The 22,774-nt window shown below is 66.0% G+C and carries 16 protein-coding genes; 9 read left to right on the forward strand and 7 right to left on the reverse strand.

What is annotated here, in order from left to right; genetic code table 11:
• Positions 1-66: 66 nt before the first annotated feature.
• Together LN450_RS10400 and ggt are read right to left on the reverse strand one after the other, a co-directional pair.
• Entirely contained in the window at positions 67-1,923 is a 1,857-nt protein-coding gene (locus tag LN450_RS10400; protein ID WP_170811237.1) for a methyl-accepting chemotaxis protein, read from the reverse strand.
• Between the two features lie 60 nt (positions 1,924-1,983).
• Entirely contained in the window at positions 1,984-3,693 is a 1,710-nt protein-coding gene (ggt, locus tag LN450_RS10405; RefSeq protein ID WP_011348517.1) for a gamma-glutamyltransferase, read from the reverse strand.
• Positions 3,694-4,344: 651 nt separating this feature from the next.
• On the opposite strand from ggt, the gene ilvC reads away from it, so the two are divergent.
• From ilvC to LN450_RS10430, 5 genes are all read left to right on the forward strand, one after another.
• Entirely contained in the window at positions 4,345-5,346 is a 1,002-nt protein-coding gene (ilvC, locus tag LN450_RS10410) for a ketol-acid reductoisomerase (RefSeq protein WP_011348518.1), read from the forward strand.
• Between the two features lie 43 nt (positions 5,347-5,389).
• Positions 5,390-7,111: an acetolactate synthase 2 catalytic subunit gene (gene ilvG, locus LN450_RS10415; protein ID WP_011348519.1), complete on the forward strand. Its 1,722-nt coding sequence runs from the start codon at positions 5,390-5,392 to the stop codon at positions 7,109-7,111.
• Positions 7,095-7,352 (forward strand): ACT domain-containing protein, encoded by a 258-nt coding sequence (locus LN450_RS10420; protein ID WP_003483347.1) that lies wholly within the window; start codon positions 7,095-7,097, stop codon positions 7,350-7,352. Before ilvG ends, LN450_RS10420 begins: the two co-directional genes overlap by 17 nt.
• A 123-nt stretch (positions 7,353-7,475) precedes the next feature.
• Positions 7,476-8,546, forward strand: coding sequence for a threonine dehydratase (locus LN450_RS10425; RefSeq protein WP_008573702.1), 1,071 nt, complete (start codon positions 7,476-7,478; stop codon positions 8,544-8,546).
• The gene (locus LN450_RS10430; RefSeq protein WP_011348521.1) at positions 8,543-10,105 is read left to right on the forward strand and encodes a 2-isopropylmalate synthase; all 1,563 of its coding nucleotides are present in this window, start codon (positions 8,543-8,545) and stop codon (positions 10,103-10,105) included. The genes LN450_RS10425 and LN450_RS10430 overlap by 4 nt, the downstream gene beginning before the upstream one ends.
• Before the next feature lie 344 nt (positions 10,106-10,449).
• Here LN450_RS10430 and leuB read toward each other — a convergent pair whose 3' ends face one another.
• The 3 genes from leuB to leuC form a co-directional block, all read right to left on the reverse strand.
• Positions 10,450-11,523 (reverse strand): 3-isopropylmalate dehydrogenase, encoded by a 1,074-nt coding sequence (gene leuB / locus LN450_RS10435; RefSeq protein WP_011348522.1) that lies wholly within the window; start codon positions 11,521-11,523, stop codon positions 10,450-10,452.
• Between the two features lie 90 nt (positions 11,524-11,613).
• Positions 11,614-12,261 (reverse strand): 3-isopropylmalate dehydratase small subunit, encoded by a 648-nt coding sequence (gene leuD / locus LN450_RS10440; protein WP_007967735.1) that lies wholly within the window; start codon positions 12,259-12,261, stop codon positions 11,614-11,616.
• 67 nt (positions 12,262-12,328) lie between these two features.
• Positions 12,329-13,777: a 3-isopropylmalate dehydratase large subunit gene (leuC, locus tag LN450_RS10445; RefSeq protein WP_011348523.1), complete on the reverse strand. Its 1,449-nt coding sequence runs from the start codon at positions 13,775-13,777 to the stop codon at positions 12,329-12,331.
• Between the two features lie 120 nt (positions 13,778-13,897).
• On the opposite strand from leuC, the gene LN450_RS10450 reads away from it, so the two are divergent.
• Entirely contained in the window at positions 13,898-14,782 is an 885-nt protein-coding gene (locus LN450_RS10450; protein WP_011348524.1) for a LysR family transcriptional regulator, read from the forward strand.
• Positions 14,783-15,024: 242 nt separating this feature from the next.
• Here the strand turns inward: LN450_RS10450 and LN450_RS10455 are convergent, their stop codons facing one another.
• Positions 15,025-18,027: a two-component regulator propeller domain-containing protein gene (locus tag LN450_RS10455; protein WP_011348525.1), complete on the reverse strand. Its 3,003-nt coding sequence runs from the start codon at positions 18,025-18,027 to the stop codon at positions 15,025-15,027.
• A gap of 217 nt (positions 18,028-18,244) precedes the next feature.
• Here LN450_RS10455 and LN450_RS10460 point away from each other — a divergent pair, with 217 nt between their 5' ends.
• The 3 genes from LN450_RS10460 to LN450_RS10470 all read left to right on the forward strand — a co-directional run bounded on the left by LN450_RS10460 (position 18,245) and on the right by LN450_RS10470 (position 21,086).
• Positions 18,245-18,898, forward strand: a complete 654-nt coding sequence (locus LN450_RS10460) for a TetR/AcrR family transcriptional regulator (RefSeq protein WP_003483364.1) — start codon at positions 18,245-18,247, stop codon at positions 18,896-18,898.
• A 128-nt stretch (positions 18,899-19,026) separates the two neighbouring features.
• The gene (locus LN450_RS10465; RefSeq protein ID WP_011348526.1) at positions 19,027-19,683 is read left to right on the forward strand and encodes a protein-L-isoaspartate O-methyltransferase family protein; all 657 of its coding nucleotides are present in this window, start codon (positions 19,027-19,029) and stop codon (positions 19,681-19,683) included.
• A 20-nt stretch (positions 19,684-19,703) separates the two neighbouring features.
• The gene (locus LN450_RS10470) at positions 19,704-21,086 is read left to right on the forward strand and encodes a TolC family outer membrane protein (RefSeq protein WP_011348527.1); all 1,383 of its coding nucleotides are present in this window, start codon (positions 19,704-19,706) and stop codon (positions 21,084-21,086) included.
• Between the two features lie 274 nt (positions 21,087-21,360).
• Here the strand turns inward: LN450_RS10470 and waaA are convergent, their stop codons facing one another.
• Positions 21,361-22,677, reverse strand: coding sequence for a lipid IV(A) 3-deoxy-D-manno-octulosonic acid transferase (waaA, locus tag LN450_RS10475; RefSeq protein ID WP_011348528.1), 1,317 nt, complete (start codon positions 22,675-22,677; stop codon positions 21,361-21,363).
• Positions 22,678-22,774: the final 97 nt, after the last annotated feature.

Here is a 22,774-nt window from a genome sequence, read left to right on the forward strand (position 1 = left end):
CTTCGGCGGCTTTTTTTTGCTGTCCGGCTTGAGGCGCAGCAGCCAAACCCCGGCCGGGCGAGGCCATCACTCCAGCGTATAGCCCACCCGCAAGCCGCCCCAGTGCTTGCCGCCGACGAAGATCGGCGTGGACAGGTCGAACATGATCTGGCCGGTATCGCGGCGATAGACCTGCAGGCGGTAAGGATCGGTATGCGCGCCCACGCTGCGCCCAACGCGGTCGGTGAACTTGCGCTTGGTGCGGTTGCCGACCAGATCGCGCTTGGCATCGCCGGTCAACGGTTGGGTGAAGCGCAGGTTGTGCGTGGGCACATACCCATCGGGGTTGGCGCAGATGGCGAAGACAATCCACGGGTGCGCGTCCAGCAGCGGCTCCTGCAAAGCGGGCAGTAGCTGGTCGCAGAGCGCATCGAAGTCGGTACTGAACTTGGGCGGCTCCACGCCGGCGATCGGCGTATAGGTGCGCGCGAACAATGCGGCTTGCTCGATCTGCCCGCGCGCAATGGCTTGCGCCAGCGCACTGCCGATCTTGCCGGCCGTGGCAACGGCCAGCTCCTTGACCCGCGCGTGCCTGGGCACCTGCAGCGGGTCCGGCGGCAACCGGAACAAGCCCACGCAATCGCGCAGGGTTTCGGTGCCGCGCTCCAGCGCTTCGCTGCGTTCGGCCACGTGCGCGGCATGCTGCAGATTGCTGCGGCCCAACGCCACCACGCCATCTACCGCACGCTCGATCCCGCGAATTTCGCCGTCCTGCGCCTGGATGCGCCCGGCCACGGTGGTCATCGCGCTGCTGGCCTGCCCGAGCACGCGGGTGATGCCATCGAGCACCGCTTCGGTGCCACGTGCGGAGGCCGCGCCCTCCCCTACGGCGGCGCTGGTTTCGGCCAGGATCGCGCGTACGTCGCGTGCGGCCGCTGCGGCGCGTTCGGCCAGCCGCCGGATCTCGGTGGCCACCACCGCAAACCCGCGCCCGGCATCGCCGGCATGCGCGGCTTCGATGCTGGCATTGATCGACAGGATATTGGTCTGGAACGCCACCGAATCGATGACCTCGATGACTTCGCCCGCACGTGACGCTCGGCGCTCCACTTCGTGCATTGCTTGGCCCAGCGCATGCGCGGCAGCCACACCTTGCCGCGCACTGTCGTCGGCGCTGGCGGCCAGCGCAATCACCTGCGCCAGGTCGGCATTGACGTCCTGCAGGCTGGACGACAGGCGCTCCACCGCGGTGCGCGCACCGTCCAGTGCCTCGTTCTGCGCCTGCGACTGGCGCACCATTTCGTCGTTCTCGGCCACCAGCGGCGGCACTTCGGCAGCGATCTGCACCGACAAGGCCACTGCCTGGCGGATGGCCTCGGCCAGATTGCCGAACCCGGCTTGCAGGCGCCGGCCCATCTCGGTATCCGCCAGTCCCGGCGGCAACAGGAGTTCGAGTTCGCAGCCGGCCAGCGCCTGGGCAGTGCGCTCGAGCACCGTGCGGTCTTCGTGCTCGGCCTGCAGGCGTGCAACCAGCGGCTGCAGCAGGGGCGAGATCGGCACCGGCCGGCTGCCGTCGGCCAGACGCGTGGCCTCGCGCAACAGGATCGCCGTTTCCACATGCGGCAGCGACAGCATCCAGCCGCCATGCGCGCGGTCGCGCACATAGCGCACGCGCCGCGCCGGGTCGTCGCCCGGGGCAGCCCAGACGCCGTCTTCGCCAACCAGATCGGCGGCGCTCAAGCCCCACACCACCGAGGCCGGCGCGCCCTGCAGCTCGAGCGCCGTTTTGCCCAGCACATCCAGGCCGACGCGGTTGCAGGCCACCACACACGCCTCGGCGGACAAACGCAGCAAGGCCACGGGCGCATCCGGGAGCACGGCCGTCTGGGTCTGCGACGGCGGATCGGGCTGTTGCATCGAATTCATGAGGGGCTCCTGCTCCATCCCGTGATTAGCGGCGTGCGGCGGCCGGAGTTGAGCGGCAACCTCAACCGTGTCGCGCGCTCAGTATCCGGCCGCCTGGCCGTCCTTGCGGCTTTCCGACGCACCGTAGTACACGCCGCTGGCCGCATCGCGGGCGATGGCCTGATACCCGCCGTACGGACCGTCGGCAAAGATCACCCGGTGGCCTTTGCGCATCAGCGCGCGGATGGTGTCGTAGGAGAAGCCGGTTTCCAGATTCACCTCGCCGCCATCGCGCATCGCGGTGGCCTGCCCGGTCGGTTCGGTGGAGTCCTCGTGCTGGATACGCGGCGCGTCGCCGGCTTCCTGCAGGTTCATGTGGAAGTCCACCAGGTTCATCACGATCTGCACGTGCCCCTGCGGCTGCATCGCCCCGCCCATCACGCCGAAGCTCAGCCAGGGCTTGCCGTCCTTGGTGACGAAGGCCGGGATGATGGTCTGGAACGGCCGCTTGCCCGGCGCGTAGCCGTTGGGATGATCCTTCTTCAGCACGAACATCTCGCCGCGGTCCTGCAGGATGAAACCCAGCCCCGGCGGCGCCATGCCGCTGCCCATGCCGCGGTAGTTGGACTGGATCAGCGAGACCATCATGCCGTCGGCATCGGCCACGGTCATATAGATGGTGTCGCCTTCTTCCAGTTGCCTGGGTGTCCCTGGCTGTACTTCCTTGAGCGCCTTGTCCATCGAAATCAGCGCGCGCCGCTGGTTGGCGTAGTCCTTGGAGATCAGCCTGGCCAGCGGTGCCGGCTGAAACGCCGGGTCGGCGTAGAAGCGCGCGCGGTCGGCGAAGGCCAGCTTCTTGGCCTCGGTGAACAAGTGCACGTGCTCGGCCGAGCCGAACGGAATCTTGGAGAAATCGTAACCCTCCAGGATATTGAGCATCTGCAACGCGGCGATGCCCTGGCTGTTGGGCGGCAGTTCCCACACATCAACGCCGCGATAATTGGTGGACACCGGTTCGACCCACTCGCCCGTATGGCTGGCCAGGTCCTCATAGCTGAGGTAGCCGCCGTTGGCCTTGAAGTAGGCACCGATGGTGCGCGCGATCTCGCCCTCGTAGAACGCGTCGCGGCCGCCGTCGGCGATCTGCTGCAGCGTGTTGGCCAGGTTCGGGTTCTTCCACAGCTCGCCCTTGCGCGGGGCGTGGCCGTCGATGGTGAATTGCTCCTTGAACCCGGGGTATTGCGACAGGCGCGGCACCGAACGGTCCCAGTAATAGGCGATGGTCTCGGCGACCGGATGGCCTTCGCGCGCGTAGCGGATCGCCGGCGCCAGGTTCTGTGCCATCGGCTTGCGCCCGAAGCGCGCGTGCAGCGCGAACCAGCCGTCCACCGCGCCCGGCACCGACACCGGCAACGGGCCGGTCGGCGGAATGTCCTTCAAGCCACGGCGCTGGAATTCGGCCAGGGTCAGCGATTTGGGCGAGCGGCCGGAGCCGTTGTAGCCGTAGAGCTTGTGGGTCTTGGGGTCCCAAACGATCGCAAATAGATCCCCTCCCACGCCATTGCCGGTGGGCTCCATCAGGCCCAGCGCCGCATTAGCCGCGATCGCTGCATCCACCGCCGAGCCGCCATCCTTCATCACGTCCAGCGCGATCTGGGTGGCCAGCGGTTGCGAGGTCGCGGCCATGGCATGCGGCGCAATGACTTCCGAGCGGGTGGCAAACGGCTGCCCGGTGACGCGGTCGGCAGCGCCGAGGGGCGGCGCGAGCAACGCCAGAGCAGACACCAACAACACAGGTACGCGACGCATCACCGAGGGCCCCTGACACTGAGAATGAGGTGCCAACCATACCAGCGGGCCGCGTCCTGCCGTCCGATCGACACTTGGCAGCGCGCTCAATGCCGCGCAGATGGTGATCCCCGTCGGCGCTTGTCGTGCCGTCCCGATCAGGTTTCAGCAGTAACCATGCAGCTGCGACGGGGCTTTGCACGCGACTCGGCCCATCGATGCGGATGTTTCAAGCGCAAGGGTTGACACCCTGGTTGCCGCGGTGGTTATCTCAGGCCCATGCCGCACCACTTCACCACCTCGAACGCCCCACTGTCCGCGCCCTCCGGCGCGTTGGCTGCGTCGCTTCTCGTGCTCGTACTTATTACCTCGCCAACCGGTGCGGGACGAGACTTCGTGTAGGCAACAGACACACAAGGCTTCGATCAGACCCCGCACCGGCAACGGCGCGGGGTTTCGCGTTTCAGGGATCACCAAAAGTTTCGAATGACATGAACGACATCACTGCCACATCCGCAACATCGCCATGCGCCCAGCTGCGCATGAGTGCCTGTGGTTGCCTGCGCACTGTCATCGCGCGTCCCCGCTTTGCTCAGCCGGCCAGTGCACGCACTGCCGGCTGATCCATTTATCCACTGCCCATCTCCACTGCCAACCCCGCAAGGACATTCCATGAGCAACGACACCCAACCGAAAATCGCGATCATCGGCTACGGCAGCCAGGGCCGCGCACATGCGCTGAACCTGCGCGATTCCGGCTTCGACGTCACCGTCGGCCTGCGTGCCGGCGGCCCGACCGAAGCCAAGGCGCAGGCCGATGGCTTCATCGTCGTGGCGCCGTCCGAAGCGGTCAAGAGCGCGGACCTGGTCGCCATCCTGACCCCGGACATGGTGCAGAAGAAGCTCTACGAAGAGGTCATCGCCCCGAACATGAAGCAGGGCGCCTGCCTGCTGTTCGCGCATGGCCTGAACGTGCACTTCGACATGATCAAACCGCGCGCCGATCTGGACGTGGTGCTGGTCGCGCCCAAGGGCCCGGGCGCATTGGTGCGTCGCGAATATGAAATCGGCCGCGGCGTGCCGTGCATCTATGCGGTCTACCAGGACACCAGCGGCAAGGCCGAGCAGTTCGCGCTGACCTATGCCGGCGGCCTGGGTGGCGCGCGCGCCAATATCATCAAGACCACGTTCAAGGAAGAAACCGAAACCGATCTGTTCGGCGAGCAGGCCGTGCTGTGCGGCGGCGCCTCCTCGCTGGTGCAGGCCGGTTTCGAAGTGCTGGTCGAGGCCGGGTATCAGCCCGAAATCGCATACTACGAAGTGCTGCACGAATTGAAGTTGATCGTGGACCTGTTCTACGAAGGCGGCATCACCCGCATGCTGGAATTCGTGTCCGAAACCGCACAATACGGCGATTATGTCAGCGGCCCGCGCGTGATCGATGCCGGCACCAAGGCGCGCATGAAGGATGTGCTGACCGACATCCAGAACGGCACCTTCACCAAGAACTGGGTAGCCGAATACGACGCCGGCCTGCCGAACTACAACAAGTTCAAGCAGGCCGATCTGGAACACCCGATCGAGGAAGTGGGCAAGAAGCTGCGCGCCAAGATGGTGTGGCTCAACGGGCAACAGCAAGCCGCTGCCGCACCTGCGAATCAACAGGCGGCATAACGCCGCCGCCTCCCCCACCGCTTAAACCGAAGGTCCGCAACGCATGAACACCTCCGCACACAGCACGCCCCGCAATGGCGCGCGCTGGCTGACGCAGGCCCTGGAAGCCGAAGGCGTGGAAACGCTGTTCGGCTATCCGGGCGGCACCATCATGCCGTTCTACGACGCCCTGGTGGATTCCAGGCTCAAGCACATCCTGGTTCGTCACGAACAGGGCGCCGCACTGGCTGCCAACGGCTATGCCCGTGCCAGCGGCCGGGTCGGCGTGTGCGTGGCCACCTCCGGCCCGGGCGCGTCCAACCTGGTTACCGGCATCGCCGATGCGATGCTGGACTCGGTGCCGATGATCTGCCTGACCGGCCAGGTCGCCACGCCGCTGCTGGGCACCGACGCCTTCCAGGAGCTGGACGTGTTCGGCATGACCATGCCGATCGTCAAGCACAGCTTTCTGGTGCGGCGTGTGGAGGAGCTTCCGGAGATGGTGCGCGAGGCATTCCGCATTGCGCGCGAAGGACGTCCCGGGCCGGTGCTGATCGACCTGCCCAAGGACGTGCAGGTGGCCGACGCTTCGCATCTGCCCCTGCATGTTCCGGCAGCGGTGCAGCCGCCGCCGGCGCCGGCGGACGCAAAGCTGGCCGAAGCACTGGCGGCGATCGCCAGTGCCGAGCGCCCGGTGGTGTACGGCGGGGGCGGAATCGCGCTGGCCGGCGCGGTGGAGGCGTTCCGCCGTTTCGTCGAAGCCACCGGCATCCCGACCGCGCTGACCTTGCGCGGCCTGGGTGCATTGCCGCATGCGCATCCGGACTACCTTGGCATGCTTGGCATGCACGGGACCCGTGCGGCCAATATGGCCATCCAGGAATGCGATCTGCTGGTGGTGGTCGGTGCGCGTTTCGACGACCGTGCCACCGGTAAGCTGAGCGAGTTCGCCCCGTTTGCGCGCGTCATCCATCTGGATGCCGACGCATATGAAATCTCCAAGCTGCGCACTGCCGATATCGCGGTGCCCGGCGACGTAGCAGTCAGTTTGAAGGCCTTGAGTGCGGCACGCGGCAACTGCCAGGCCTGGCGCACGCGTTGTTTTGCCAACCGCGAAAAGTTCGGCGCGCGTTACGACGCGCCCGGCACCGATATCTACGCACCGGCGCTGCTGAAGCGCCTGAGCGAAGTGGCTCCGGCCGACACCATCATCGCCTGCGATGTGGGTCAGCATCAGATGTGGGTGGCGCAGCATTGCCGCTTCAACGATCCGCGCAATCACCTCACCAGCGGCGCCCTCGGCACCATGGGCTTCGGCCTGCCGGCCGCGATGGGCGCACAGTTCGCCTGCCCTGACCGCACCGTGGTGCTGGTCTCCGGCGACGGTAGTTTCATGATGAACGTGCAGGAGCTGGTGACGATCGCACGCTGCAAGCTGCCGGTGAAGATCGTGCTGCTGGACAACAGCTCGCTGGGCATGGTGCGGCAGTGGCAGGAACTGTTCTTTGCCGAGCGTTACAGCGAAATCGACCTGTCCGACAACCCGGATTTTGCGGCGCTGGCGCAAGTGTTCGGCATTTCGGCCAAGCGCATCATCGCCCGCGGCGACGTGGATGCGGCACTGGCCGAGCTGCTGGCCCAGCCCGGTCCCGGCCTGCTGCATGTCGCGATCGACGCGCGTGCCAATGTGTGGCCGCTGGTGCCGCCCAACAACGCCAACAGCACCATGCTGGACAGCAATCCCGCACACGCGGCCAAGGAGACATCGCATGCGTTACCGGCTTGATCTGGTGCTGAAGCCGGCAGAAGGCGCGTTGGTGCGGGTGATCGGCATGACCGAACGCCGTGGCTTCCGCCCATGTGCGATCCAGGGCGCAGCAGCGCCGGACGATGCCGGGCGCTGGCATCTGCTGCTGGATGTGGACAGCAACCGTCCGCCGGAAACGCTGCGCCTGCAGCTGGAGAAGGTCTACGACTGCGAATCGGTGGTAATCACCGCACTGGAATCGGTCGAGGCTGCGGCATGAGCATGCAGACCTCGCGCGACCATCAGACTGCCGTCCGGAGGTGTCTTCTTCCGGATCGGCCGCGCGCGTGCCGCAATGCCTGATTCCGGCCGCCCTTCCGCACAGGAGCCAGAGGTAGGCGACGTGGCCGTCAGCGTGGCCGACGTGCTGGCCGCACAGGCGCGCCTGCGCAAGTACCTGTCGCCCACGCCGCTGCACTACGCCGAACGCTTCGGTGTGTGGTTGAAGCTGGAGAATTTGCAGCGCACTGGCTCCTACAAGGTGCGCGGCGCATTGAATGCGTTGCTGGCCGGGCTGGAACGCGGCGACGAGCGCCCGGTGATCTGCGCCTCGGCCGGCAACCACGCGCAAGGCGTGGCGTGGTCGGCGTACCGGCTGGGCGTGCAGGCCATCACGGTGATGCCCTACGGCGCGCCGCAGACCAAGATTGCCGGTGTCGCGCATTGGGGCGCCACCGTGCGCCAGCATGGCAACAGCTACGACGAAGCGTTCGCGTTTGCGCGCGAGCTGGCCGACCAAAACGGCTATCGCTTCCTGTCCGCCTTCGACGACCCGGACGTGATCGCCGGCCAGGGCACGGTTGGCATCGAGCTGGCGGCGCATGCGCCGGACGTGGTGATCGTGCCGATCGGCGGCGGTGGCCTGGCCTCCGGCGTGGCGCTGGCATTGAAGTCGCAAGGCGTGCGCGTGGTCGGGGCGCAGGTGGAAGGTGTGGATTCGATGGCGCGCGCCGTCCGTGGCGATCTGCGCGAGATCACCCCGGTGCCGACACTCGCCGATGGCGTGAAGGTCAAGATTCCAGGCCTGCTCACGCGCCGCCTGTGCTCGAGCCTGCTCGATGACGTGGTGATCGTGCGCGAGGCCGAATTGCGCGAAACATTGGTACGCCTGGCACTGGAAGAACACGTCATTGCCGAGGGCGCCGGCGCCCTCGCCCTGGCCGCCGGTCGCCGCGTTTCCGGCAAACGCAAATGTGCGGTGGTCTCTGGCGGTAATATCGACGCAACCGTGCTGGCCACACTCTTGTCCGAGGTGCGGCCGCGTCCGCCACGCAAGCCGCGCCGTCGCAATACCGAGCGGCTGCGCAACGAACGCAGCGCCAATCCGCCACCCGCCACACACGTTCATTCCCGCCCATCCGCAGTCGCTTCAACGCCTGTCACCGCCATCGCCGTAGAGGAGTCTTCCTGGTGAACACGACCGTATCCAACCAGACCCCGCGTATCCGAATTTTCGACACCACCCTGCGCGACGGCGAGCAATCCCCCGGCTGCAGCATGACGCCCCAGCAGAAGCTGGTCATGGCGCGCGCGCTGGACGAACTCGGCGTGGACATCATCGAAACCGGTTTTCCCGCCAGTTCGCATTCGGACCGCGAAGCGGTGGCGATGATGGGCCGCGAACTGCGTCGCCCCACCCTGGCGGTGTTGTCGCGCTGCCTGCAGGCCGACATCGAAACCTCGGCCAAGGCGCTGGAAACAGCCGCAAACCCGCGCCTGCATGTGTTCCTGTCCACCAGCCCGCTGCATCGCGAGCACAAACTGCGCATGAGCCGCGAGCAGGTGCTGGAATCGGTGCACAGGCACGTGACGCTGGCGCGCGGCTATATCGACGATGTGGAATTTTCTGCCGAGGATGCAACCCGCACCGAAGAAGATTTCCTGGCCGAAGTCACCCGCGTGGCGATCGCCGCCGGCGCCACCACGATCAATTTGCCCGACACGGTCGGCTTCACCACGCCGGAAGAAATCCGCGGCATGTTCTCGCGTCTGATCGCCAGCGTGGAAGGTGCCGACAAGGTCATCTTCAGCGCGCATTGCCACAACGATCTGGGCCTGGCGGTGGCCAACTCGCTGGCGGCCATCGAAGGCGGTGCGCGCCAGGTGGAATGCACCATCAATGGCATCGGCGAGCGCGCGGGCAATTGCGCGCTGGAAGAAATCACCATGGCGCTGAAGGTGCGCGGTGCGTTCTACAACATCGATTCGGCGATCAATACGCCGCGTATCGTCTCCACCTCGCAATTGTTGCAGCGTCTGGTCGGCATGCCGGTGCAGCGCAACAAGGCGGTTGTGGGCGGCAACGCATTCGCGCACGAATCGGGCATTCATCAGCACGGCATGCTGCGCCATCGCGGCACCTACGAAATCATGCGCCCGGAAGATGTGGGCTGGGAATCCTCGCAAATGGTGCTGGGCCGCCACAGCGGCCGCGCCGCGGTCGAGCAGCGCCTGCGTGCGCTGGGTTATCTGCTGGAGGAGGAAGAGGTCAAGCTGGTGTTCGAACAGTTCAAGGCGCTGTGCGAGAAGCAGCGCGTGGTCACCGATGCCGATCTACAGGCATTGATGCAGGACGCCACCGTGCAGGAAGGCTACCGCCTGGCATCGATGACCATCAGCGATGTGGGCAGCCGCGCGAATGCACTGGTGGAGTTGTCCGACCCGGAAGGCAATCGCGTGGCCGAAACCGCACAGGGCAATGGCCCGGTGGATGCGCTCTTCGGTGCATTGGCCTCGGCCACTGGCGTAAAGCTGGAACTGGACAGCTACCAGGTGCACAGCGTGGGCATCGGCGCGGACGCACGCGGCGAAGCCAGCCTGAGCGTGCGCCACGACGGCGTGGAATACGAAGGCACCGGCACCAGCAAGGACATCATCGAAGCAAGTGCGCTGGCGTGGCTGGATGTGGCCAACCGCTTGTTGCGTCAGCGCGAACGTGGCGTGGTCGCCGGCAAGACGGCTGCGGTCGCGTAACGCTGCGCGTTGGATCGATGATGCAAGCCTCACGGCCAGCAGAGTGATCTGCTGGCCGTTTCGGTTTTTGCTTGCGAACTTTTTACAAGTGTGTCGGTTGGCTGCTTGCGCGCTTGCCAACGTGGCAAAGCTCCGGTCTGCTGCAGGCGCTTACACGCGTACCGGCCTGGGACACGCCGCAAGCACATCCATGTAGGCTCTGGCGCAGCATCCATGCCGCTCAAGTTGCCACACCGGCACACGCGCAGGTACCACCGGCTGCTGTCGGCAGCTGAGGACACGGATGCGTTATTGCGCTGGCGACCATTCCCGCGCACTACAACGCTCCGGGACTGCGAGCGCTTTTACAGCGCAGCCACCACCGCATCGCCCATTGCCACGGTGCCCACCTTCGTGGTGCCTTCCGACCAGATGTCGGCAGTGCGCAGGCCTTGATCGAGGACCTTGCCCACGGCGCGCTCGATGGCGTCTGCGGCATCGGCCTGCGCGAAGGTGTAGCGCAACATCATCGCCACCGACAGGATCGTGGCCAGCGGATTGGCAATGCCCTTGCCGGCGATGTCCGGCGCCGAACCATGGCACGGCTCGTACATGCCTTTGCTGTTGGCATCCAGCGAGGCCGACGGCAGCATGCCGATGGAACCGGTGAGCATGGATGCCTGGTCGGAGAGAATGTCACCGAACATGTTGTCGGTCACGATCACATCGAACTGCTTGGGCGCGCGCACCAACTGCATCGCCGCGTTGTCCACGTACATATGCGACAGCGCGATATCCGGGTAGTCCTTGGCCACTTCCTCGACCACTGCACGCCATAGCTGGCTCGATGCCAGCACGTTGGCCTTGTCGACCGAACACAACTTCTTCCCGCGCAGGCGTGCCATCTCAAAACCTGCCTTGGCGATGCGACGAATCTCGCTCTCGCTATACGGCAAGGTGTCGTACGCCTGGCGTTCGCCGTTGTCCAAGGTGCGGTTACCACGCGGCTGGCCGAAATAGATGCCGCCGGTGAGCTCGCGCAGGATCAGCAGATCCAGCCCGGCCACCACCTCGGGCTTGAGCGTGGACGCATCGGCCAGCTGCGGATACAGCAATGCCGGCCGCAGGTTGGCGAACAAGCCCAGCTGCGAGCGGATCTTGAGCAAACCGCGCTCCGGGCGCAGCGACGGGTCGATGGTGTCCCACTGCGGGCCACCCACCGCGCCCAGCAACACCGCATCGGCGGCGCGCGCGCGCTCCAGTGTTTCATCGGCCAACGGGCTGCCGTATTTGTCGTACGCAGCGCCGCCCAGCTCGTCATACACCAGCTCGAAACCCAGACCGTGTTGCGCGTCGATGCGCTTCAATACCTTGACCGCTTCGGCCATGATCTCCGGGCCGATCCCGTCGCCGGGAAGAATCAGAATCTGCTTGCTCATGCCACCCTCGTGAAGTGACGCCGCAGCGTCATTGAATTCAATGCAATACACGCACGCGGCACGATCGACACACGCACGTGCGGCTCAACCTCACTGCAGCGCGCCAAACAACCACGGCTGGCGCGCGCGATGGCCTTGCTCAAAGCGCCCGATGGCATCGGCGTCCTGCAAGGTGAGGCCGATATCGTCCAGCCCGTTGAGCAGGCAGTGCTTGCGGAAGGCATCGATGTCGAAGCCGTACTCCACGCCATCGGGGCGGCGCACGCGTTGTGCGGCCAGATCCACGGTGAGCTGGTAGCCCTCGGTCGCCAGGCATTGTTCGAACAACGCATCGACCTGCGCTTCGGCCAGCACGATCGGCAGCAGGCCGTTCTTGAAACTGTTGTTGTAGAAGATGTCGGCAAAGCTCGGCGCGATTACGGTGCGAAAGCCGTACTCGTCCAGCGCCCACGGCGCATGCTCGCGCGAGGAACCGCAGCCGAAGTTTTCCCGGGCCAGCAAGACGCTGGCGCCCTGATAGCGCGGGAAATTGAGCACGAATTCGGGATTGAGCGGGCGCGTGCTGTTGTCGCGACCAGGCTCGCCGATATCCAGATAGCGCCACTCGTCGAACAGGTTCGGACCGAAACCGGTGCGCTTGATCGACTTCAGGAATTGCTTGGGAATGATCTGGTCGGTATCGACATTGGCGCGATCCAGCGGCGCCACCAGTCCGGTGTGTTGGGTGAAAGGGGTCATTGAGAGAGGCCGGGATTTGGGATTGGGGATTGGGGATTCGAAAAGGCTGCGGATGGGCGGAGCGCTTCTACGAATCCCGAATCCCCACTCCCGAATCTCCAAGTTCACGCACATCGACAAAATGCCCGCTCACCGCCGCAGCCGCCGCCATCGCCGGGCTGACCAGATGCGTGCGGCCGCCGGCGCCCTGGCGACCTTCGAAGTTGCGGTTGGAGGTGGACGCGCAATGCTCGCCGCTGCCCAGCTTGTCCGGGTTCATGGCCAGACACATCGAGCAGCCTGGCTCGCGCCATTCGAAGCCGGCGTCCAGAAACACCTTGTCCAGGCCTTCGGCTTCGGCCTGGGCCTTCACCAGGCCCGAGCCCGGCACCACCAACGCCTGCTTGATGGTGGAAGCGACCTTGCGGCCCTTGGCCACTGCGGCGGCGGCACGCAGGTCTTCGATCCGCGAATTGGTGCACGAGCCGATGAATACGCGATCCAGGCGGATGGCGGTGATCGGCTGGTTGGCGGTCAATCCCATGTATTTGAGCGCGCGCTCGATCGAATCGCGCTTGGTCGGGTCCTGCTCGGCGGCCGGATCGGGCACGTGCTGATCGATGGCCAGCACCATTTCCGGCGAAGTGCCCCAGCTGACCTGCGGCTTGATGTCTTCGGCACGCAACTCCACCACGGTGTCGAAGTGCGCGTCCGGGTCGGAGACCAGCGTGCTCCAGAGCGCCACCGCCGCATCCCAGTGGGCGCCCTTGGGGGCGAACGGCCGCCCTTTGACGTAGGCAATGGTCTTCTCGTCCACCGCCACCATGCCCACGCGGGCACCGGCTTCGATGGCCATGTTGCAGATGGTCATGCGGCCTTCCATCGACGCCGCGCGGATGGCACTGCCGGCAAATTCCAGCGCATGGCCATTGCCGCCGGCGGTGCCGATCTTGCCGATCACCGCCAGCACGATGTCCTTGGCGGTCACCCCGAACGGCAGCGTGCCTTCCACGCGCACCTGCATGTTCTTCATCTTCTTGGCGATCAGGCACTGGGTGGCCAGCACGTGCTCGACTTCCGAGGTGCCGATGCCGTGGGCCAGCGCGCCGAATGCGCCGTGCGTGGACGTGTGCGAATCGCCGCAGACCACGGTCATGCCCGGCAAGGTGGCGCCCTGCTCGGGGCCGACCACGTGCACGATGCCCTGGCGGGTATCGTTCATCTTGAACTCGAGGATGCCGAAGTCGTCGCAGTTTTCGTCCAGGGTCTGCACCTGCAGGCGCGAGACCTCGTCGGAAATCGACTCCAGACCGCCCTGGCGCTCGGCGCGCGTGGTCGGCACGTTGTGATCGGGCGTGGCGATATTGGCGTCGATGCGCCATGGCTTGCGCCCGGCCAGGCGCAGGCCTTCGAAGGCTTGCGGCGAGGTCACCTCGTGCAGGATGTGGCGGTCGATGTAGATCAGCGACGAACCATCGTCACGGCGTGTGACCTCATGCAGGTCCCACAGCTTGTCGTACAGGGTCTTGGCAGTCATCGCGGCAATCCGAGTGGCGGATGGTGGGTGCGCCCACCTGGCTGAGATCGATGCTAGGAGCTTGCCTTGGATTACGCAAATTCATATTGTTTATTCAAGAAATGAATTTTAGGAATAGCAATGGACCTGGCGAGCCTCAATGCATTCGTGGCGATCGCCGAGAGCGGCAGCTTTTCGGCAGCCGGCGAGGCCTTGCACCTGACCCAGCCTGCGGTAAGCAAACGCATTGCACTCCTGGAGGCGCAATTGTCGGCGCGGCTGTTCGATCGCCTGGGCCGGCAGGTGGTGCTGACCGAAGCCGGACAGGCGTTGCTGCCGCGCGCGCAACGCATCCTGGCCGAGCTGCAGGACACCCGCCGCGTGCTGGAGCATTTGGGTGCAGCCGTTGGCGGCCGCTTGAGCCTGGCCACCAGCCACCATGTGGGTCTGCACCGCCTGCCGGCCTTGTTGCGCGGTTTTGCCACGCAACATCCCCAGGCGGCGCTGGACATCCAGTTCCTGGATTCGGAGCTGGCGTACGCCGCGGTGCTGCGCGGCGAGGTGGAGCTGGCAGTGACCACCCTGGCACCGGACACGCGCGCTCCGCTGCGCGCGCAGCCGATCTGGCACGACCGCCTGCAGTTCGTCGTTGCACCCGATCACCCGTTGGCTGCACTGCCTGCAGTGTCGCTGGACGATGTGGTGGCGCACCCGGCGGTGTTGCCCGATCCGGGCACATTCACCCATCGCATCGTTGCCAACCTGTTCGCCGAGCGCGGCCTGGTGCCGAGTTTGCGCATGACCACCAATTACCTGGAAACGATCAAGATGCTGGTGTCGGTGGGCCTGGCCTGGAGCGTGCTGCCCGAGCGCATGATCGACCACCAGATCGTGGCGCTCCCGCTGGCCGATGTCGCGTTATCCCGCGAGCTGGGATGCGTTACCCATGGCGGGCGCACCTTGTCGCGTGCGGCGCAGGTGTTTGTTGCGCTGTTGCATGCGCAGGCGGATCCGGCGCAGGCGTAGGCTGTGGGCGAATGTCTGCAGCGTGCTGCACGTGTCGGCGAAAGATAACGTCAGCAGTTTGATCTCGGCACGAGCGCACGAGAGGTGCGATGCGTCCTGCGCACGCGGCTTGCTGACTCGGCGATGCCGCGGCCCGGCCGGCAACGCTGCGCTTCTTCTTCGCCACGCACCGCCCGTGCAATGTAACAACACCTGTCTTGCATCGGGCCCGCATGCAGCAGTTCACAGGCCTCAGCAACGTCTTACGGCCCGATCAAACGATCCCGCCCCTGCCGCTTGGCTTCGTACAGACGATGGTCGGCCAACGCCAGCAATTCGCGCCGGCTGGGCGCCTCATCGCTCATCGCCATGCCCATGCTGGCGGTACAACGCACGGTCATGCCTTGCGCATCGACTTCGATGACGGCCAGTCGCTGTCGCATGCGCTCGAACAGCGCGCGCGCCTGCCCTGCATCCAGCCCGGTGGCCGCCAGCAGGAATTCTTCGCCACCATGACGCGCGGCAAAGCAATGCGCCTGATCCTGCTCGCTCAACACCCCGCCGATGGACGACAGCACCGCATCGCCCACCTCATGGCCGTAGTCGTCGTTGATACGCTTGAAGTGATCGATATCCATCAACGCCAGCGCCAACGCCGCGCCACCGGCGTGCGCCTCATCGAACCATTGCTGCAGCACACGCTCGGCTTCGCGCCGGTTCGGCAGCGCCGTCAGCACGTCGTGGCTGGCGCGGTGTTCCAGCTGGCGCATCAACGCTTCGCGCTCCTGGCTGGCCTGCTGCAGCGCCAGGTTCTTGTCGCTCAGTTCGCGCGTGCGCCGGTCGATGACGGTATTGAGCTGGCGCTGACGCAGGCGATAGCTGGCGGTACGCCACAGATACAACCCGTAGATCACGCTGGCCAGGCCGAGGATGCCCAGGCCGATCACTTCGCCGCGGCGCCACCACGGCGGCGCCAGTTCGATGACCAGGCTGGCTTCGCCCAGCAGGTCGTTCTGCCGCCAATCCACCGGTAGCGACATCGCTTGCACGCGGAAGCGGAAACGGCCCGGCGGCAAATTGGTGTAGACCGCTTCGCTGGCATTGTCGGCATCCACCCACTCCGGGTCGAAGCCCTCCAGCCGGTAGCGATACCGCACCTTGTCCGGGCCGCGGAAATTCAGCCCGGCATACACGATCGCGATACGCCGGGTCTCGGCGCCGAACCGGTGCGGGCCACTGAGCGGCTGCACCATGCCATCGACCAGCAGGCGCTCGAAGACGATCGGCACCCGATGGCCTTGCAAGGTGCCCACGCGGGCCGGATCGATCACGCCCAGGCCTGCGGCGGTGGGGAACAGCAACTGCCCGGACTGGGTCAGCCAGCCAGCCGGCGCGCTGCTGCCGTTGCCCTGGTTGCTGGGCATGCCGTCGCTGCGGTCGACCACTTCCACGCTCAATTGCTCGCGCGTGCCCGCATCGAGCTGGTCGAAGTTATCGCGTGCGATGCGGAACACCCCGTGGTTGCTCGACAGCCAGAAATAGCCACGGCCGTCGTCGATTACGCGAAACACCTTGTCGCGCGGTAGCCCGACCCGGTGGTCGTAGACGCGGAAGCTATCGCCGCGCAACCGCAGCAGGCCGCGATCGCTGGCAATCCACACATCGCCAGCGGCATCGCGCAGGAAATCGAAGGCGTTCTGTCCGGGGAAATCCTGCTCGCCCAGCCAGGCGCGGGTACTGCCGTCCGGCGACAGCGCGGTCACGCCGCGATCGGTGCCGATCCAGACGATGCCCTGCGCATCGCGGTACAACACCTGCACCGAGCCATCCGGTACGCCGTCGGCTGCGGTGTAGCGGCGTGCCTTGCCGTTGCGCCAGCGCACCAGCCCGGCGGTGGTGCCGATCCACAGATCGTCGCCGTCCGGCAACACCGCACGCACCGACATCGAGGGCAGGCCATCGGCCGCGCCGATGCGCACCAGCACGTGGCCTTGCGCGTCCAGACGCACCACGCCCTGGCTATAGGTACCGGCCCACACGCCGCCATCGCCAGCATCGGCCAGCGCCAGCACCGATTGCTCGAGCACGCGCCCTCCTTCGCTGGGCGACAGCGACACGCGGCTGATGGTGCCCTCGCGCCAACGATCCAGGCCGACGGCATTGCCCACCCACACCGTGCCCTCGCCGGTCTGCAGCACGCAGCGCACGTAGTCCGAACTCAGACCCTCGTCGTGGGTGACGCCGTGCGCGGCGCCCTCGGCAATGCGGAACAGCCCGTGGGTGCTGCCGACCCAGATCAGGCCTTCGGCGTCTTCCAGCAGCGCCGGGCTGGCGACGCCGGAAATGGCGATCTGCTCGTCCGGGTCGTTCGGCCCGCTGTGCACCACCAGCGTGCCCGAAGACAGGCTCATCCACAGGTGCCCGCGGCGGTCCAGCAACAGCGAATCCACGCGTTGGCCCTGGCGGAAACGCTGCAGGCCACCGCCACGGCTCCACCACCACACGCCATCGTCGCCGGCGACCAACAGGCCGCCCTGACGGTCGCTGGCCAGCCGCCGTACCGGCGCATCGCGCATTCCATGCCCCCTTCCCCAGGCCACCGCCTGGACGCCATCGTGCGGCAGCCGATACAGCCCGACCTCGGTACCAACCCACAGGTCGCCGCGTTCGTCCGCAGACAATGCCGTGACGCGCGCACGCGGCAAGCCGGTCTGGCGGCCGACGTCGACCACCCGCCCGTCGCCCTCGATGCGGTACAGCGTCTGCGGCGTGCCCACCCACAGCGCGCCATCGGCACGCCGCAGCAGGGCGCTGACCGCAAGATGCCGCGCCGACGCATCGCCCAGTTGCTGCCAATGACCGTCCTGATAGCGGTAGACGCCGTCGAACGCAGTGCCGAACAGCATGCCGCCGGTGCTGTCGCGAACCACCACAAATACCCCGCCCAGCTCGACGCCGGGAGTGTTCTGGCGATCGTACACGGTGAAATCGCGCCCATTGAAGCGCGCCACGCCTTCCCAGGTACCCAGCCAGATCAGCCCGTCTTCGCCCTGGGCCACCGCGTGCACCAGGTTGTGCGGCAGGCCGTCGTCCATGTTCCAGCGCGTGACGGTGTGGTACGCAGTGTGCTTGAGCACCTGCGAAGCCGCGGGCCAGGCGTTGAGCAGTGCGCAACACAACAGCAGCCACAGCCACGCCTGCCCGATCCGCCGCACGCACGTGCTGCGAACGCAGCTTGTGTGCGCCTGCGTACCGCCCCTTCCCACGCTCCCCGTCCCCTCGTCCGTGCTCGCTGGAGATACCTGCCCGTATGCACCGGCAGGCCTACGGCAAATTTATCATCGGGGTTTTTGTGCTGCCTTCGGTGGATCCCTGACAGCTGCCGGGAGCGGCACGACACCGGGAACCGGGCAGGCGCAACCGTTAACGTAGCGGTCGTGCGCCGAGTATAAATATAGAACCCGATGGTCTAGTATTGACGGCATGTCCAGCTCGTCCCCCCTCAATTCCAAGACCAAGAGCAATGGCCCTGGTCGTCCCAAGGATCTTGGAAAGCGTGCCGCCATCCTGGGTGCCGCCCGCACCATGTTCATGGAGCAGGGCTATGCAGGGGTCAGCATGGATGGGATCGCCGCGCAGGCCGGCGTCTCCAAACTGACCGTGTATAGCCACTTCGGCGACAAGGAGAGCCTGTTTTCCGAGGCGATCCGCGCCCAGTGCCAGCACATGATGCCGGACGACCTGTTCGATCACGCCCCCAAGGGCGCATTGCGCGACCAGCTCACCGAGATTGCCCATGCGTTCTTCGCCATGGTCAGCACCGAATCGGCCATCTCCACCCACCGCATGATGATGGCGCCCGGGACCGGCGACGTGCATATCCGCGAGATGTTCTGGGATGCAGGCCCCAAGCGCACGCAGCGGGCGCTGGCGGATTTCCTGTCTGCGCGGGTGGCCGACGGCCAGCTGGAGATTCCGGACGTGGCGCGCGCTGCCTCGCAATTCTTCTGCCTGCTCAAGGGCGAGCTCTACGCCCTGATGATGTGCGGCCTGCACGGCCAGCCCACCCGCGCCCAGGTCAATGAGCACATCGACACCAGCGTGGACTTCTTTTTGAGGGCCTATGCACCGCGCTGAGCGCCCCCGGCCTTTGGTGGCGATGACTTCCGGCACTGCGCCGGATGGCAGCGCGCGGCGATGCTAGATGCGCCAGGTGCCTCGCGCACCGGTAAAATGTTCGCCCCACCGCGTTGGATACCCGCACCATGACGATCGATTTCACCCAGGCCCGCGAAAAGATGGTCGAGCAGCAGATCCGGCCGTGGGACGTGCTGGACCTGCGCGTACTCGACGTGCTGGCGCGCATGCCGCGCGAAGCCTTCGTGCCGGAGGCCTACAAGACGCTGGCCTATGTCGACGTGGAAATTCCGCTGTCGGCCGGTCACAAGATGATGAAGCCGGTGGTCGAAGGCCGCATGTTGCAGGCACTGGACCTGCAACCGGGCGAGGACGTACTGGAAATCGGCACCGGCAGTGGCTTTGCCACCGCCTGCCTGGCCGCACTCGCGCGCGAAGTCCTCAGCCTGGAGATCGACCCGGCGCTGGCCGCGGCTGCGCGCGCCAATCTGGACCGCACCGGCCTGGGCAGCAACGTCCGTATCGAAACCGCCGATGTCTTCGGCTGGCAGAGCGAGCGTCGCTTCGACGCCATCTGCGTGACCGGCGCGGTCCACACGCTGCCCGTCCAGTGGCTGCAGTGGTTGCGCCCGAACGGCCGGTTGTTCGTCGTGCGCGGTCACGACCCGGTGATGGAAGCGGTCCTGGTCCGTGGCGAGGTCAACGCCCCGCGCATCGAATCGTTGTTCGAAACCGACCTCGCCTATCTCCAGGGCGCCGCACCGACGCCCCGATTCCAATTCTGATTCCCAAGGAAGCTCCCCCGATGATCCGCCGATCCCTCGTCCTGGCCCTGGCCGCCGCCCTGTCTCCGATGGCTGCGCACGCCACCGACCTGCTGCAGGTCTACGAAATGGCCCGCAACGGCGATCCGCAGCTGGCCGTGGCCGAGTCCACGCGCCTGGTCAATCGGGAGGGTCAGGTACAGGCGCGTGCGGCGTTGTTGCCGCAGCTGGACGGTAGCGCCGGCTACACCCAGTCGCATCGTGAGCTGGAGGGCGTCGATGGCCGCTCCACGACCAAGCAGCGCCAGTACGCGATTCAGGGCAGCCAGACCATCTTCAATTGGGCGCAGTTTTCCAACCTGCGTGCGCAGCGCGAAGTGGCCAAGGCTGCGGATTTCACCCTGGCATCGGCCAACAACGACCTGATCACCCGCACCTCGGCGGCATATTTCCAGGTGCTGGTGGGGATCGAGTCGCTGGCGGCAGCCGAGACCAACGAAGCGGCCGCAAAGAAGCAGTTCGACTACGCCGACAAGCGTCTGGAAGTGGGTCTTGCACCGATCACCGACGTGCACGAGGCCCGCGCCCAGTACGACCAGGCGCGGGCAGACACCATCAACGCGCGCAATACGCTCAAGGACTACTACCAGGCACTGACCGAGCTCACCGGCCAGCCTGTGGTCGGCTTGCGCGCATTGCCAGATGAGTTCCGCCCCGAAGTACCGGCCGCCTACAGCAACGTGGATCAATTGGTTGCCACCGCGATCGCCGACAATCCGGCGCTGAGGGCGCAGCAGTTGCAGGTCAGTGCTGCCGAGGCGCAGGTCAGTGCCGCGCGTGCCGGCCATCTGCCCACGCTGAGCCTGGGTGCCAATGTCGGCCGCAGCAATAGCTGGGGCGGTCAGGGAACGGTGGATGAGGCGGCGGGCAACTTCACCACCGCAGGCCGCGACATCGACACCGATTCCGTCGGCATCACGCTGACGATTCCGATCTTTGCCGGCGGCGCGACCCAGTCGGCCGTGCGTCAGGCACTGTCGCAACGCGATATCCAGCAGGACACCTACGAGCAGCAGAAGCGCGCGCTGGATCGCAACACCCGCAATGCCTACCAGACTGTTGTTGCCGGTATCAGCGAAGTGGAAGCCCGCCGCCTGGCCGTGGTGTCGGCGCAAGCCGCCTACGACGCCTCGCAAGTGGGTCTGGAAGTGGGCACGCGCACGGTGCTGGACGTGGTGCAAAACCAGCGCACGCTGTTCCAGGCGCAACTGAACTACGCACAGTCGCGTTACAACTTCCTGCAGAACCGCCTGCTGCTGGGCCAGGCCATCGGCAAGCTCGACATCACCGATCTGCAGGACGTCAACCGCCTGCTATCGCAGGACGCCGAATCCAAGCTGCAGGGCAGTGGGTCGTTGCAGTAAGGCGAGCTGGATGCACAAAAAAAAAGCGGGCTAAGGCCCGCTTTTTTGTGCGCGATGCAACCGCATGCGCGCCTGTCGTGACGGCGGCTGCAAGTGCGCTAACCCGGCAACGCCGGCGTGCAGCATCCGATGCAAGTGATCCCACCACGCGTCTCACTGCCCGGCGCAAGTTCTCACGGTTGAGCGCAACGAGGGCTGCACTCCGGCGCCAGGCTCGGCGGAGTGCGGCACGCCCATGCACGCAGCCACGCAGCCACGCAGCGAGCGACAAACCTCATGCCACAACGCCCGCGCTCGCCAGCGGCGGCAGATCGGCAGCGATCTGCACCAAGGTGCGGGCCACCGCGCCCTTGCCGTTGGCGACCAGCGCCAGGCCTGCAGTGGTCATCGCCTCGCGTTGTGCGGGGTCGGCGAGCAGGCGCGCCAATGCCTGGTAGACGCACTCGGCATCCTCGCAGATGGCAACCGCATCGGCTTGGCGCATGCGCCGCGAAATCTCCGAGAAGTTATGCAGATGCGGGCCAGTGATTGCCGGCGTTCCGACGGCGGCCGGCTCAAGCAGGTTATGCCCGCCGATCGGTTGCAGACTGCCACCGACGAAAGCCACCTGCGCGCACGCATAGAAGCTCATCAGCTCGCCCAGGGTGTCGATGACGAATACCTTGTCGCCCGCCTGCGGCCATTGCTGCGCCTTGCGCGTGGCAACGCGCCAGCCGCGCTCGCGTGCCAACGTCTCGACCTTGGGAAAGCGCTCGGGATGGCGCGGTGCCCACAACAGCAGCAAATCCGGAAATTGCAGCAGCAACCGTGCGTGGATATCGGCAACGGCGGCCTCTTCGCCTTCGTGCGTACTGGCGGCGATCCACACTGGGCGCGTGGCTGGCACGTGCGTGCGAAACTGCGCGACCAACGCCTGCAATTGCGTTGGCGCGGCGATATCGAACTTGAGATTGCCCAGCGCGATCACCTGATTCGGGCGCGCGCCCAGGGTGACGAACCGCTCGGCATCGTCCTGCGACTGCGCCGCCACGCAGGTGACGGTACGCAGCGCACGACTGATCAACGGCGCCAGCAACCGATAGCCGCGCAACGAGCGCGCCGACAACCGTGCGTTGAGGATGTACACCGGAATCTGGCGATCGCGGCAGCCGAACAACATGTTTGGCCACAGCTCGGTTTCCAGGATCAAGGCCAGGCGCGGGCGGAAGTGTTCGAGAAACCGCCCCACGCTGCCCGGCACGTCGTAGGGCAGATACACATGGTCCACCGCATCGCCCCACAGCGCGCGCACGCGCTCGGAGCCGGTGGGGGTGATGGTGGTGATGACCCAACGGATATCCGGGCGCTGCGCTCGTAGCGCATTGACCAGCGGCGCGGACGCGTTGACCTCGCCCACCGACACCGCATGCACCCACACCCGCGGGCGCCCGCAGGCGTGCGTGTAGGACGCATAGCGCTCGTTCCAGCGATTGAAGTATTCGCGCACGCGGAAACCGCGCCACACCAGGTGGTACACCGTGACCGGCAACAACAGGTAGAGCAGCGCCGAGTACAGCCCGCGCAACAGCCATTCGATCGGATCTTTCCGCATCCGTGCAGGATACGGGAGCGTCCGTGCGTGCGCATGTGCACGCTGCCTGCTGGGCGCAATCCCTTAGAGCGTGGTATGTACGTTGAGGTGAGTGCGA

Source organism: Xanthomonas euvesicatoria pv. euvesicatoria (assembly GCF_020880415.1).
Taxonomy (GTDB): Bacteria; Pseudomonadota; Gammaproteobacteria; order Xanthomonadales; family Xanthomonadaceae; genus Xanthomonas; species Xanthomonas euvesicatoria.